Source organism: Bombella pollinis (genome assembly GCF_026385485.1).
Lineage (GTDB): Bacteria > Pseudomonadota > Alphaproteobacteria > Acetobacterales > Acetobacteraceae > Bombella > Bombella pollinis.
In genome coordinates this window covers 184,503-197,198 of record NZ_JANIDX010000002.1, presented here as the reverse complement: position 1 = coordinate 197,198, position 12,696 = coordinate 184,503, and the positions used below count along the sequence as shown (strand labels likewise).

Below are 12,696 nucleotides of genomic sequence, written 5' to 3'. Positions count from 1 at the left end.
TCACCGCAGGACGACGGGCAGTAGCGCAGTCTGGTAGCGCATCAGTCTGGGGGACTGGGGGTCGTGGGTTCGAATCCCGCCTGCCCGACCATCTCCTGCGGTTCATCTCCTCCTATGATAACGCACAACACGCAGTCCCGGGCCTTTATTGCTGGTCCAGAGGCTCCAGAGCATGTGCAGGCCTGCCATAATGGCCGGGCCAAGGAACAGGCCCATGAGATGCCATGTTTCTGCCCCCCCAAGGATGCCAAGCAGAACCCATAGGAAGGGTACTTTTGTACTACCGCCGATTAAGATAGGGCGGATGAAGTGGTCGGCAATAAAGAGAACAATCGCCCCAATAAGCCACACAATGACAGCGGCGAGCATGCTACCTTTAAAGGCGATGAGGAAGCATACACCCGTTACGGCAATCCAGCCCAGTAGTGGCACCATGGCAGCAATGGCTGTGGCGAGGCCGAAGATGAGTGGCTGTGGGGCTCCGGCTATGATGTAACACACTCCAATGATGGCCCCTTCACCAAGCCCAACAAGGACAAGGCCGGAGACAGTGCCATGAATGGAGGAGATAATCTGCCGCGCTAATGTTTCCCCTTGCGCGCCGAAAAGCCGCTGTGAGCCGATGAGGCATTTGCGGATGATGCTCTCACTATCTTTGAGAAGGAAGAAAAGCGTAAGCAAAGAAAAGACAAATAAGATACCGCGATGGAGAATCTCAGAGCCAAATTGTTTACCAAACGCAACCCCGCGCCCCATTCTGAGGGAGTGGACAAGCTCGTTTAACGTATCGGGGTTATTGAGATGTTGCGCCCAGAAGGCTTTCACTTGCGCGGAGGCAATAGGAAGGCGGTCCACCCAATTTGGGGTAGGGATGCCTTGATGACGAATCTGATCGACCCACAACAAAGCTCCGCTGACCTCATCGGCGATTTTTAGGCTGATGAAGGAGACCGGTACCAAAAAGACCAAGGCTAGAACAGCGGTGAATGAGAGGGGAAGCCAAATGGAGGTCCCGAAGCGCTTGGTAGCCCGTTTATAAAGAGGCCATAACGCAATTGCAAAGATACAGCCCCATAGTAGGGCTGGCAGCATGTTTCTTAGCGTCCAAAGGGCAGCGATGATGAAGAAGAGCGCAAGAAAACTGCGTGCGCGCCGCTGTAATGTTTTGGAGGGCGCAGGCAGACGCAACTGGCGTGCTTCTTTAGGGAAGGGTTTTTGTGTGGGGGGAGGAGATGTTTCGGTCATGTTGTTCCAAAAAATACCACAACGCTCTATGGCTATGAAGGAATGAGAAACTAAGCGGGCTTAGTCTGCCCGTGTAGAGCGCGTGTCAATAATAGACTATCCTGCTTATCGAACATCTCAAGGCGGAGGAAAAGGTCTAAGAGAACGAGATTGACGTTAAATTTAAAGTCATCACTTTCCCGCACGCGTTGAAAAACCTCCTGAATAGGGGTGAGATGAAAGGATTCGACCTCACCATCATTTGCATGAGGGATGAATGTTTCAGGTAAAGTGAGGTCATAGCAATAAAGCTTATCACGCCGGAGGCCCTCTGGGCGCGTCATAGCATAATGGAGTGTGCTGGCATGATGTGCTTGTTGGGCAATGTCAGCAGGGATAGCCGCTTCTTCTTCCGCTTCTTTAACAAGGGTCTCAAGAGGTGTAAGGCCACTGCTCATACCGCCAGCAACAAGATGGTCTAACTTGCTGGGGTCTAGGCGTTTATGGGGGCTACGATGGGCAACCCAGAGATATAAACCATCTGTTTTACGTACGAGGCCGTTCATATGGACGCCAGAGGCCTCCACACCAAAAACAGGAATAAGAGCGCGGTCAATTTGCCCGATGATGGTGCCTTCTGGTGTGCGTACATCAAACCATTCATTAAACGGTACAACACGCTCTTGCGCGATGAGGGCGGTGCTGATGTCACGCAGATGCTCCCCCGCGGGGAGGGTAATGGCGTTAGAGGTCACATGGAGCAAGGATGCACATGGACCACTGGTGAGCCAGTCTAGGGCGTTAGGGTCCACTAATCCTATTGTCATGCCTTGATATAAAAGTGGGATTCGCCCTGCGGGGAGTGTGACATTGTGGCAGCGTTTTATATGGCGGAGGAATGGTGCGGCGGCAGGGGATAGCATAAGTCCCTCTCAAGGCCTCGATAGAGGCTCGGATGCGTAAAAGATAGCCTGCTTAGGAAGGCGTGCTTGTAACAGCCATAACAGGGAACCACTGGCAGAAAAGGGCTATCTGTGTAAAAAAATTGTCATTCTTATTCAGCTCATTCCAATGCTAAAAGGGATAGGGGCTCATGGCATCCAGCACGACACAGCGTTTATCCCTGCGTGTTTTATGGCAAAAGGTGCGACCAGCAAGGCTGTATGGCTGGGTGATGCGCTTTGGTGTGTCCTGCCTTCTATTAGTGGTGGAAAGTGGCACAACAGTGGCCACGCCATGGCTTTTTAGCCGTATGGTTGGTCAGCTTTCAGGGCGTGATGTCGTAGCGGCAGCCATGATAGCCCTGCTTGCACAATATACGGTGCTGCGTGTCTTAGGGGCCGTAGCAGGGCCAGCGCGTAGCGTGTTGATGATGCCGGTAAGGACGACCTTAAAAGAACGTATTAGCGTGTTGGGAGTGGAGCATATCCATCATCTTAGCGCACGCTTTCATCAAAGCCGGCAAACAGGGGCCTTAACGCGGATTATTGACCGAGGGGCGGACGCGGCAAGCATGATTGTGGATATGGCCCTCTCCAATCTATTGCCGAATATGCTGGGATTGGGGCTAACCTTTTTTGTCGTGTTGCGTGTGTTTAGTGGGGAGTACCTCGTTCTACTGTGCGGCACGCTCCTTTTATATAGCGCAATATCGTATCTCTTTACACGCTGGCGTATGCGGGCGCGGCGGGCGCGTAATGCGGCGAATAATATGGTGCATCGGCATATAGTGGATAGTCTGCTCAATGCCGATATTGTGCGTGCTTTTGGGAATATAGCCTATGAATGTGAGCGGCAAAAAGTCGTATGGCGGGGGTTAAATCGTGCCGAGAGCCATTTGCAATGGCTTGTTGGGGGCTCCCAAGCTATTCGTAATTGCGTAATCGCCTTTGCTAGTGCGGCTTTATTGGGGCTGGCAGTGAGGGATATTTTAGCGCATCGTCTTGGTGTAGCGCAGTTTGTATTGATGGGCACTTATTTGCGGAGTGTCTATAGCGCGGTGGGGGCCTTAAATTATGTTGGGGCTGGCTGGCGTAATGCGCGTGTAGATATTGAATCCTATCTTGAGCTTCTTGCTTTAGAGCCAGAGATACGCTCGCCTGCACATCCTACGCCATTGCCCAAAGGGCCATCAGGTAGTGTGGGGATAGAAATGCGGCATGTCTGCTTTGGCTATGAGGCTGATAAGCTGCGTCTCAAGGATGTGAGTTTTAAGCTTCATGCGGGGCAGAGGGTAGCGATTGTGGGGCGGAGTGGCTCTGGTAAATCTACGTTAGCGAAATTGGTGAGCCGCCTTTATGACCCGCTTTCTGGTACTGTATTCATGAATGGCGTGCCCTTGCCAGAGCTTGCAGTGGATGTTGTGCGTGGTCACATCGGTGTGGTTGCACAGGAGACATCCCTTTTTAACGCCACGATTGCTGAGAACATTGCTTATGGGCGGATTGGGGCTAGTAGGGATGAGATTCAACGCGTGGCAGAAGCCGCTCAGCTTGGTCCCCTATTAGCGCAGTTGCCTGATGGGCTAGAGAGTATAGTGGGTGAACGTGGGATACGCCTCTCCGGCGGGGAGCGGCAACGCATTGCGATTGCTCGTGTGATTTTGCGCAATCCGCCCCTGCTTGTGTTGGATGAGGCCACCAGTGCGTTAGATACGCGCACTGAGCATGCTATTCAGCAAGAATTATTGAAGCTCTCTCAAGGGCGGGCAACACTTGTCATTGCCCATCGCCTCTCCACGATTCAAACGGCTGACCATATTCTCGTTATGGAGGCCGGGCGTGTGGTGGAGGAGGGAACGCATGAAGAATTGCTGAGAAAAGCGGGTATTTATGCAGGAATGTGGAGATTACAGGTAAGAGGGGGTTTCACTAAGGCTCATTCGGTTGTAGAGGGATAGCGGGCTGCTTCTGTCGGTAGAAAGGCAGGAAAGACTTGACGTATCGTCGTTAGTAAGTCATAAGCCCGCCTTATTTACGGAACACGCCGAGCCTCGTTGCTTGGCGTATCACAGTATCGAGGAAGTTCTATGTCTCGCCGTTGCCATGTCACGGGCAAAGGGGTACTGACGGGCAATAACGTCAGCCACGCCAATAACAAGTCCCGCCGTCGTTTCCTGCCGAATCTGCAGGAGGCCACCCTTCTTTCCGATATTCTTGGGGCCCCTGTGCGTATGCGCCTCTCTGCCAAGGGCATCCGCACGGTTGAGCATAATGGCGGGCTGGATTCCTTCCTGCTCGGCACGCCAAACCGTAAGCTAACGCCAGAAGCTCTGGTGATTAAGCGGCGTATCCTGCGCGTTCAGGAGCGTAAGACGGCACAGTCCGCAGCCTGATAAGGGTTTGATGGTTCCTCTGGGGTGGCTCTGCTGGAGGACGATTTATGATATTCATACAGGGCTTATGAGGGTGCCCCGGTATTAAGCCGAGGCACCTTTCCTTGATTTTGGAGGTTTCCCGTGACCGACGATAGCGTCCAGGGCGCGAAGTCCGCTCTCTCAAAGATTCGTAACATCGGTATTACCGCACATATTGATGCCGGTAAGACGACCACAACAGAGCGTATGCTCTACTACACCGGTATGTCTCATCGTATCGGTGAAGTGCATGACGGGAACACCACAACTGACTATATGGAGCAGGAGCGTGAGCGCGGTATTACCATTACCTCCGCTGCTGTGACGTGTGAGTGGAATGACCACCGCATCAACATCATCGACACTCCCGGCCATATCGATTTTAACATCGAGGTGAACCGCTCCCTGCGCGTGCTGGATGGTGCGATTTTCGTGATCGAGGGTGTGGCTGGTGTGCAGCCGCAATCTGAGACCAATTGGCGTTTGGCAGACCGCTATAACGTGCCGCGTATTATCTTCATCAATAAGCTGGACCGCACCGGGGCTGACTTCGACTACGCTTTCAGCACATTGAAGGAAAAGCTGGACATCGTGGCGATTCCCCTTCAGCTGCCGATTGGCTCTGAGGAGAATATGGTCGGTGTTGTGGACCTCGTGGAGATGCGCGCCATCGTATGGGAAGGTGGCGAGCTTGGGGCGAAGTTCCATTACGAAGAGATTCCAGCCGATATGAAGGAACGTGCTGAGGAAGCACGCCAGAACCTTCTCGACACAGCTTTGAGTGTCGATACCGCTGCGATGGAAGAATATTTCGATAAAGGTGAGGTGGATGTCGCCACACTGAAGCGTTGTATCAAAAAAGGTACAATCGCTGGTGAGTTCCGCCCTGTCCTGTGCGGTACTGCCTTTAAGAATAAGGGTGTGCAGCCTCTTCTTGATGCCGTGATTGATTACCTTCCTGCTCCTGATGAGGTTGAGGGCATCCGTATTGCTCCGCCGGAAGATAAGGAAGTTGATGAGAGCTTCTTGCCGATCATCCCGGTTGACCCAGAGGGTAAGTTTGCTGGTCTGGCCTTTAAGATTATCTCCGATAAATACGGCACATTGACCTTCGTGCGTGTCTATCGTGGTGTGTTGAATACGGGTGATACCGTGCTGAACACCACCAAGGGCACCAAGGAGCGTGTGGGCCGCATGTTCCAAATGCACGCTGATAAGCGTCAGGAAGTAAAGTCTGTTGGAGCTGGTGATATTGCTGCCTTCGTGGGGCTGAAGGACACTGTAACAGGTGATACTTTGGCTGATGCTGCTGACCCTGTCATTTTGGAGCGTATGCAGTTCCCGGTTCCGGTGATTGATATTTCTGTCGAGCCGAAGACCAAAGACGCCGTTGAGAAGATGACACTGGCTCTCCAAAAGCTGACAGCTGAGGATCCGTCCTTGCATCTGCGTACAGACCAAGAGACAGGCCAGACCATCCTCTCCGGTATGGGTGAGTTGCATCTGGACATCATCGTGGACCGCCTGCGCCGTGAATATGGCGTGGATGCCAATATCGGTGCTCCGCAGGTGGCTTATCGTGAGACCATCACACAGTCCCACACCGAGACATACACGCATAAGAAGCAGTCCGGTGGGTCTGGTCAGTTCGCTGAGGTGAAGATCACCTTCGAGCCGCTGACAGAGAAGGGCGCAGAAGAGATTCTCTTCGAGAATAAGATTGTCGGTGGTGCCGTGCCGAAGGAATATATTCCTGCGGTGGAAAAAGGTATCCGTATGCAGGCCAGCACGGGTGTTCTAGCAGGCTTCGAGACTGTGGGCTTTCAGTTCACGCTGGAAGACGGTAAGTACCATGATGTTGACTCTTCCGCTCTGGCCTTTGAGATCGCCGCTAAGGCGTGCTTCCGCGAGGGGATGAAGAAGGCTGGCCCGGTTATTCTGGAGCCTATCATGGATGTGGAAATCACCACACCGAACGATCATGTTGGTGACGTTGTGGGTGACCTTAACCGCCGCCGTGGTATCATTCAGAATCAGGAGACCTCTGGCTCTACTGTTCTGATTCGCTCTCAAGTACCGCTGAAGGAAATGTTCGGTTACATTTCTCATCTGCGTTCCGCAACAAAGGGCCGTGCGTCCTTTACAATGCAGTTCCATCATTATGAAGCTGTGCCGCGCAACGTGCAGGATGAGATTATCGCAGAGCGTACCTAAGACGCTTTGCAGGTAAGTCTTGCTTAGGGGAGGCCCTCCGTCAGTCATCTGGCGGAGGGTTTTCTTTTTGGGCTTGACCTTATCCCTAAGAATGATGTTATCCTCGTTATACGGTGATGGATTACCACCGGGCCGATAGGCCGAACCGCCACCCGCGAGGGAAAGGCTGATGATTCCTACCAATGGACCCCCTTATGAATTAAGGATAAGGGGCATGGTGTAGGAGTCTGATATGGTATCTTTTAAAGAAATTATAGCCTTTATGCTGCGCTTGGGCCGTTGGTTCTGCCTTTTAGTGCCGCTTGCCCTGTTTGTAGGGAGCTTCTGCGCTCTGTTCCTGTGGATGTTGGAATGGGTAACGCATTATCGCTTTACCCATCCGAACATTCTATATGGGCTGCCTTTGGCGGGTGTTGCTGTAGCGTTATCTTATTATTGGTGGGGTGGCCGTGCCGGCGGGGGCAATAACCTCATTCTTGATGAGATTAACAAGCCTGGTGAAGGCGTACCGTTGCGTATGGCTCCCCTTGTGTTCATTGGGACGGTGGTGAGCCATTTATTCGGGGCATCTGTCGGGCGGGAAGGTACAGCAGTGCAGATGGGCGGAAGCCTTGCCAGTAATTTTGCGCGACTCTTCTGCCTTGATGAAAGAGAGACGCGTATCCTCCTCATGGCTGGTATGGCCTCCGGCCTAGGGGCAGTTTATGGCACACCGATTACCGGGGCGGTGTTTGGGCTGGAGGTCGTCACGCTTGGGGCGTTGGATTATTCAGCACTTTTGCCCGTTGCAGTAACGTCCATCATAGCAGATTGGACATGCCATCAATGGGGAATTCATCATGCGAGTTATATCGTTAGTTTTAAAGGGTTTGCAGCTCAAGGTCAGCCTGCTTTCCATGTGGATGCGTTGTTATGGGCTAAAGTGGCCCTTGCAGCGGTAGCCTTTGGGTTTGCGAGTAAGGCGTTCTCCGAGGGGGTGTATAGGCTTGCTCCGCTTATTAAAAAGCTTTGTCCTCAAACATGGTTGCAGCCAGCTATTGGCGGTGTCGCAACGATTGCACTGGTCTGGCTTTTAGGGACGCGGGATTATTTGGGCTTGGGCGTTACAGCACCGGAGCTTGGCGGGGCGTCCATTGTCAATTTCTTCGGCTCAACACATTATGCGTGGAGTTGGTTATTAAAGCTGCTCTTTACCGTCATTGCTTTGGCAACAGGCTATAAAGGAGGGGAGGTTACGCCGCTCTTCTTCATAGGGGCTGGGTTAGGCAATGCCCTCGCACCATTTTTAGGTGTGCCGGGGGATTTGCTAGCCGGTGTAGGCATGGTGGCTGTCTTTGGGGGCGCAGTAAATGCCCCATTAGCTTGTACCATTATGGGGGTCGAGCTTTTTGGGGGTACGAACATCGTTTATTACGCAACGGGTTGTTTTATTGCGTATTTATGCTCCGGCCATACGGGGATTTACCTCTCCCAACGGGTTGGTATCCCCAAGATTTGGCGGGCTGATTTCCAACCCGGTATCTTGTTAAAACGTGCCAGAAACGGTGTGTGGCGGGAGGAGGACTAACCGCTCGCGCGCGCTGCTTTTTTGCTTGATGGTCCCTTTCAGAGGGAAGGGACCATTATAAGCGTGTTAGCCAAAGCAATGGTTTGCATGCATGATGGCGATGCCAACCTCACGAAGGAGGTCAAACGCCTCTTGCAGCGGTTGGAAGATTTCCCGATGTTCGCGTGCAAAGCCTTGGGCTTCTCCCGCCCCGCCGGGTTCACCGAAGTCGAGGTCGGCAATGCTGGGGGCAGAGATGGGGAAAAGATCATCCAAGAGGCGCAAGGCCCGTGGGACATCGAGGCAGAGAATCAAGGTGGTGATGGCCTCACGCGTGAGGCCGCCACGTGGGCCGAAATAGGGGATCTGGGTGCCTAATGTCCAAATCCGTTCCATCAAAGCGAAACGGATGACATGGAGGAGCTTTTCTTCAACCTCCATGCGGGGTGTTTCTGGCCAGGCGGAACGGAGAGCAATATCCTCCCGTTGAATCCGGCGGAAAAGGGCGGGCACACTCTTCCAGAACTCTAGCTCCTCCAAGTCGCGCGCGATGCTGAGGAAGTGCATACGGTCATCGGCATTATCGCACTCTGTTGCGCGGTTGAGCCATGTGCCGGGGTCAAGCTGATGGATGGTCGCACGCAGGACATCCAGGTCCGAATGTTTAAGAGCTTGGATTGCGAAATCCATAAGCTGGCGAAAACGGGGAGATTTATGCCGTAATTGCTCAAATTGCTCGCTATGACGTCGTGCTGCGCCCCCAAGGCCATGTAGCACATTGGCCCACCAGCCAAGTTGTTGGAGGATGGCGTTATTAGGGATAGCGCGAATTTGGCTTGGGTGCGTAATACGCGTTACCCGCGCTGTATCGGATTGACGAGCAGAAGGGCGGGAGCCTGTTTTATCCACCAAAGAGGGGCCAAAAGCACTCAGGAGGGCTGTATAGCCGGGGTCATCCACCAAATCCCCCATCTTTAGGGCGATGGTGGAGAAGAAATCCATCGCAAAATCAGGCTTGCTAAAGAGGGGGTCTTTTAAAGCAATAGGGTCGATTGGCTCATGTTGAGCGGCGACAAACTCCGCTAATGTGGCGATGGTAGAGGCAGCAAGCTTAGCCGTGCCGAAGGGAAGATACCCATCCCCCCCTTGGAAGGCCGTTTCCACCCGGCTGGTGATACCGGCCTTTTTTAACGCTTGGCGGGTATTAGCGGGGGAGAAATAATCCAACCGCTCTTTAAGGCTGAAAGGATGTGCCCCACGGCCAATGCTCTCACCATGTGTGTCGAACATAGTGAGGGCGATGTCATCCAGCCCGTGTTCTTTCATAAGCTCTAAGGTGCGTAACCGTAGCCGCTCGACCATTGGCCCTGCTGCGAGCTGGCCGACATACCGGCCGGAATCGGAATAACCAAATTGCAGCGAGAGCCGCCCATTAACACGGAGATAAGCCCGCCAATGGGGAGAGCGGAAGGCTTCCTCAAGAATCTCCGCCCCATTTTCGAGAGCTGTTTCAGTCTCAAAGAGGGGAGATATTTCGATTTGCTCATCCCGAATCCCAAAGAGGCGCGCTAACCACAAAGTCGCAAGCAGCGTATAGCCGCTCTCCGTTTCTGCAATGAGGAAGCGAATGGGCGAGCCGGAATCAATATGTTTGAGGATCTGCGCCATCACCATCATCAAACGCGAGGCGGCACTTGGTTCAACCAACAAGGCCCCGAAATCAATCGCGAGGGGTTTGAGGTTATCCATCGCGGCATCAATATGGGAGAGTAAAGCCCGGCGATGGAAGGGGAGTGTTGGATCGTCCGTCAACCCTAAACGCGTGCGTGCGACATTATAAATCTGCGCAGCATTGAGGCGGGTATGGATATGGGAGATACCAAGACCGTGATTGAGAAAGCCAGCCCGGATGACATCAAGCTCTTGAGCCGTTGCGTCATCCAGCTTGGCACGCTCTGCTTGGAAGAGCGGGAGCAAATCTTCCGCATGAAGCAAGGCCGTCTCGCGCAATGAGATGAGCTTGTGTGAGAATTGAACAATCTCTTCTGGCGTTAAGCTTTTCCCCGGGATGGAGCGTGGGCAGGCATCGCGTTGCTGCACAGTGGCCATAAGGGCCGCAAGAACGCGCTCCCCGAGAGGGGAATCGTGCAGTCCAATCTTTTTCAGCCCCTCTAAGAGGCGTTCTAGCTGGGCGATTTTAAGGCCGAGGCGGATGCGGATTGTATCCCACCAGCCAATATCATTACGTCCATCAGTATCAAATCCTACCCAGCTTGCGAGTTTGATAGGGGCGGGATTTAGGTTCTTGACCTCTGGCCAACGCTGACGTGCTGCTTGGAAGATGTTTTGGGCGAGGACATCCAATGCATCGCGTCCGCGCGTGATGGCGGCAAGGGCGAGGGCCTGTTCCTCATCCAATGTGGGAGGGGCAGCACGGCGATGGGTCGGCAGGATGGGGAGAGGATGGGCCGGGTCCTCCGCACATTGGGCGAGAAGGTCGTACACATCATTGGCTAAAGCAAAGGTGGGATGGGCTGTAAAAACGGCAGAAAAACCCGTTATAGCGAGGTCATCCGGCGTTTTTGCATGGGCTACAAGCTGCTCTGCTACATGGCGTAACCGTTCGGTAGGGGATGCCTCCGCCCCGTTTTGCTCTAAGCCGATATAACGGCGCAGGGCGGCAGCGCGTGTTGTGAAGTTGCGGTCCCGTAATAGACGGATCGCCTGTTTGATTGTCTCATTCTCTCCCGGAGCACTTATTTTTTCCGCTAATGTAATAATGAGGCTGGAGAGGTCATGCGGCTTATGTGTAAGCGTAGCCGCGTAGGATTTAATCAGTTCGGCAGGCGATGCGTCAGTTGGGGAGGCGCAATCTGGCATGAGGAACAGTCTCGCTTGTGTTCATTTGTGGTTATTAGGTAGGGAAGGCTCACTTCCCCTTCTAACGTGATTGTTCCTGTATAGGCGGAATCGTGCTAGAGAGCCAAGCATTGATAAAAACTGTTGCGTACTTACTTTAAGGAGCGAGGATAAGCCCCTCCGTTTTAATAAGCGTGGGTTTTATCGAGGCTTTAGGAGGGGGTGACCGTTATCATGTCCGTTCCACAGCGGAAAAATCGGGTCTCTCTGAGTGCGACATTGTTGCTGGCAGGAGCCTCCGGCGTGGCAATTATTAGCCGGTTGAGCCTATGGCAACATCTATATGGCACACCATTATGGTTGGACATGCTCCAAGCTGGTAGCCAAGCTGGTGTGGTTGGTGGGGTTGCTGATTGGTTTGCCGTGACGGCCTTATTTCGCCATCCTCTAGGGCTGCCTATCCCGCATACGGCTATCCTTCCGCAACGCAAAGCACAGCTTGGGAGTGCTTTGGGGCGGTTTATGGTGGAGCATTTTCTCACAAAAGTGGAGGTGATTCGCCTATTAGAGCAAGTTGATCTCCCTGTTTTGTTAGCGCGCTTTTTGCAAAAGCCAGAGATCGAGAATCAAATCCTAAGATATTTACGCAACCTGACCCCAGCGATTTTAGAGCGTATTGGTGATGGGCGCGGTAGTTCGTTTTTGGTGACGTTATTTCCCACACTCTTAAAGCGTGAAGATGTCACAGCTCTAGTGTTGCGAGGCTTTAAAGCGTTAGTGGATGAGGAGATACATCAGGAGGTGTTCTCCTTCTTTCTCGCTCAGTTGAAGGAGTTTGTTACAACGCGCGAGGAGGATTTACGAGGTTTTGTAGAAAAACGGGTGAAGGAGCAAGGTGGACGGCTGATTGGCTGGGCTATGGGAACATCTATTGCAACACAAGTGCTTACAGCATTACGGGCCGAGTTGGGACGTGTGGACCCCATGGATTCCGATTTAAGACATGGCTTTACCCGGTGGGTACGCACAAAGATTCAGGAGTTAGAGGACGACCCACAAAGTGCGCATGATGTGATGGAGAGCATTACGGCCTTTTTTGCCCATGAAAGTGTCAAGGAATGGAGTGGGAGCTTATGGCAGCGTTTGCGGATGATGGTCGAGGATGATAGCGCGCGTGATGATGGGCTAAGCATGCAGGCATTACGCACGATTTATCAGCAATTTATTGAGAGCTTAACGCATGGGACGGTTTTGTCTAATCGGATGAACCAAGCAGTTCAGCAAGCAGTAATAAAGGCTCTGCCTGCTACGCAGCATTATGCCGCAGGGATGATAGAGCGCGTGATGGGAGAATGGAGTGCAGAGAGCCTTTCGGCACGGTTAGAGGCCGGTATTGGGCGTGACCTCGCTTATATTCGTGTGAATGGCACCGTGGTGGGTTTTGTGGTAGGAGCTTTGTTAGAAGCTTTGTTGGTTTGGCTTGTACCATAGCCTAAAA

The 12,696-nt window shown here is 52.9% G+C and carries 8 protein-coding genes, 1 tRNA gene and 1 riboswitch; of the genes, 6 read left to right on the top strand and 3 right to left on the bottom strand.

All coding sequences use genetic code 11. From position 1 onward, the window contains the following. Window positions 1-14: 14 nt before the first annotated feature. Window positions 15-91, top strand: a tRNA-Pro gene (locus NQF89_RS02870). An 11-nt stretch (window positions 92-102) separates the two neighbouring features. Here NQF89_RS02870 and NQF89_RS02865 read toward each other — a convergent pair. Both NQF89_RS02865 and NQF89_RS02860 read right to left on the bottom strand, forming a co-directional pair. Beyond that, entirely contained in the window at window positions 103-1,245 is a 1,143-nt protein-coding gene (locus NQF89_RS02865) for an AI-2E family transporter (protein WP_266137458.1), read from the bottom strand. 50 nt (window positions 1,246-1,295) lie between these two features. Next, window positions 1,296-2,147 carry an NUDIX hydrolase gene (locus NQF89_RS02860; RefSeq protein ID WP_230880604.1) on the bottom strand — a complete coding sequence of 284 codons (852 nt, stop codon included), beginning with the start codon at window positions 2,145-2,147 and terminating at the stop codon, window positions 1,296-1,298. A 170-nt stretch (window positions 2,148-2,317) separates the two neighbouring features. Here NQF89_RS02860 and NQF89_RS02855 point away from each other — a divergent pair, with 170 nt between their 5' ends. From NQF89_RS02855 to NQF89_RS02840, 4 genes are all read left to right on the top strand, one after another. Next, entirely contained in the window at window positions 2,318-4,123 is a 1,806-nt protein-coding gene (locus NQF89_RS02855) for an ATP-binding cassette domain-containing protein (protein WP_155573311.1), read from the top strand. Window positions 4,124-4,252: 129 nt separating this feature from the next. Next, window positions 4,253-4,558: a 50S ribosomal protein L28 gene (gene rpmB / locus NQF89_RS02850; RefSeq protein ID WP_099027157.1), complete on the top strand. Its 306-nt coding sequence runs from the start codon at window positions 4,253-4,255 to the stop codon at window positions 4,556-4,558. Window positions 4,559-4,681: 123 nt separating this feature from the next. Then, window positions 4,682-6,793, top strand: a complete 2,112-nt coding sequence (gene fusA / locus NQF89_RS02845; protein ID WP_266137457.1) for an elongation factor G — start codon at window positions 4,682-4,684, stop codon at window positions 6,791-6,793. Window positions 6,794-6,896: 103 nt separating this feature from the next. Next, window positions 6,897-6,979: riboswitch (Fluoride riboswitch) on the top strand. Window positions 6,980-7,025: 46 nt separating this feature from the next. After that, a complete protein-coding gene (locus NQF89_RS02840) occupies window positions 7,026-8,360 on the top strand; it encodes a voltage-gated chloride channel family protein (RefSeq protein WP_266137456.1) in 1,335 nt (444 codons plus the stop codon). Between the two features lie 66 nt (window positions 8,361-8,426). On the opposite strand, the gene NQF89_RS02835 is transcribed toward NQF89_RS02840, so the two are convergent. Next, window positions 8,427-11,219, bottom strand: a complete 2,793-nt coding sequence (locus NQF89_RS02835) for a phosphoenolpyruvate carboxylase (RefSeq protein ID WP_266137455.1) — start codon at window positions 11,217-11,219, stop codon at window positions 8,427-8,429. A 213-nt stretch (window positions 11,220-11,432) separates the two neighbouring features. Here NQF89_RS02835 and NQF89_RS02830 point away from each other — a divergent pair, with 213 nt between their 5' ends. Then, window positions 11,433-12,689, top strand: coding sequence for a DUF445 domain-containing protein (locus NQF89_RS02830; RefSeq protein ID WP_155579403.1), 1,257 nt, complete (start codon window positions 11,433-11,435; stop codon window positions 12,687-12,689). Window positions 12,690-12,696: the final 7 nt, after the last annotated feature.

Bases quoted from the DNA above. Each gene is read 5' to 3' on its own strand.
- NQF89_RS02865 (WP_266137458.1), bottom strand. From the start codon at position 1,245: ATGACCGAAACATCTCCTCCCCCCACACAAAAACCCTTCCCTAAAGAA.
- NQF89_RS02860 (WP_230880604.1), bottom strand. From the start codon at position 2,147: ATGCTATCCCCTGCCGCCGCACCATTCCTCCGCCATATAAAACGCTGC.
- NQF89_RS02855 (WP_155573311.1), top strand. From the start codon at position 2,318: ATGGCATCCAGCACGACACAGCGTTTATCCCTGCGTGTTTTATGGCAA.
- rpmB (WP_099027157.1), top strand. From the start codon at position 4,253: ATGTCTCGCCGTTGCCATGTCACGGGCAAAGGGGTACTGACGGGCAAT.
- NQF89_RS02840 (WP_266137456.1), top strand. From the start codon at position 7,026: ATGGTATCTTTTAAAGAAATTATAGCCTTTATGCTGCGCTTGGGCCGT.
- NQF89_RS02835 (WP_266137455.1), bottom strand. From the start codon at position 11,219: ATGCCAGATTGCGCCTCCCCAACTGACGCATCGCCTGCCGAACTGATT.
- NQF89_RS02830 (WP_155579403.1), top strand. From the start codon at position 11,433: ATGTCCGTTCCACAGCGGAAAAATCGGGTCTCTCTGAGTGCGACATTG.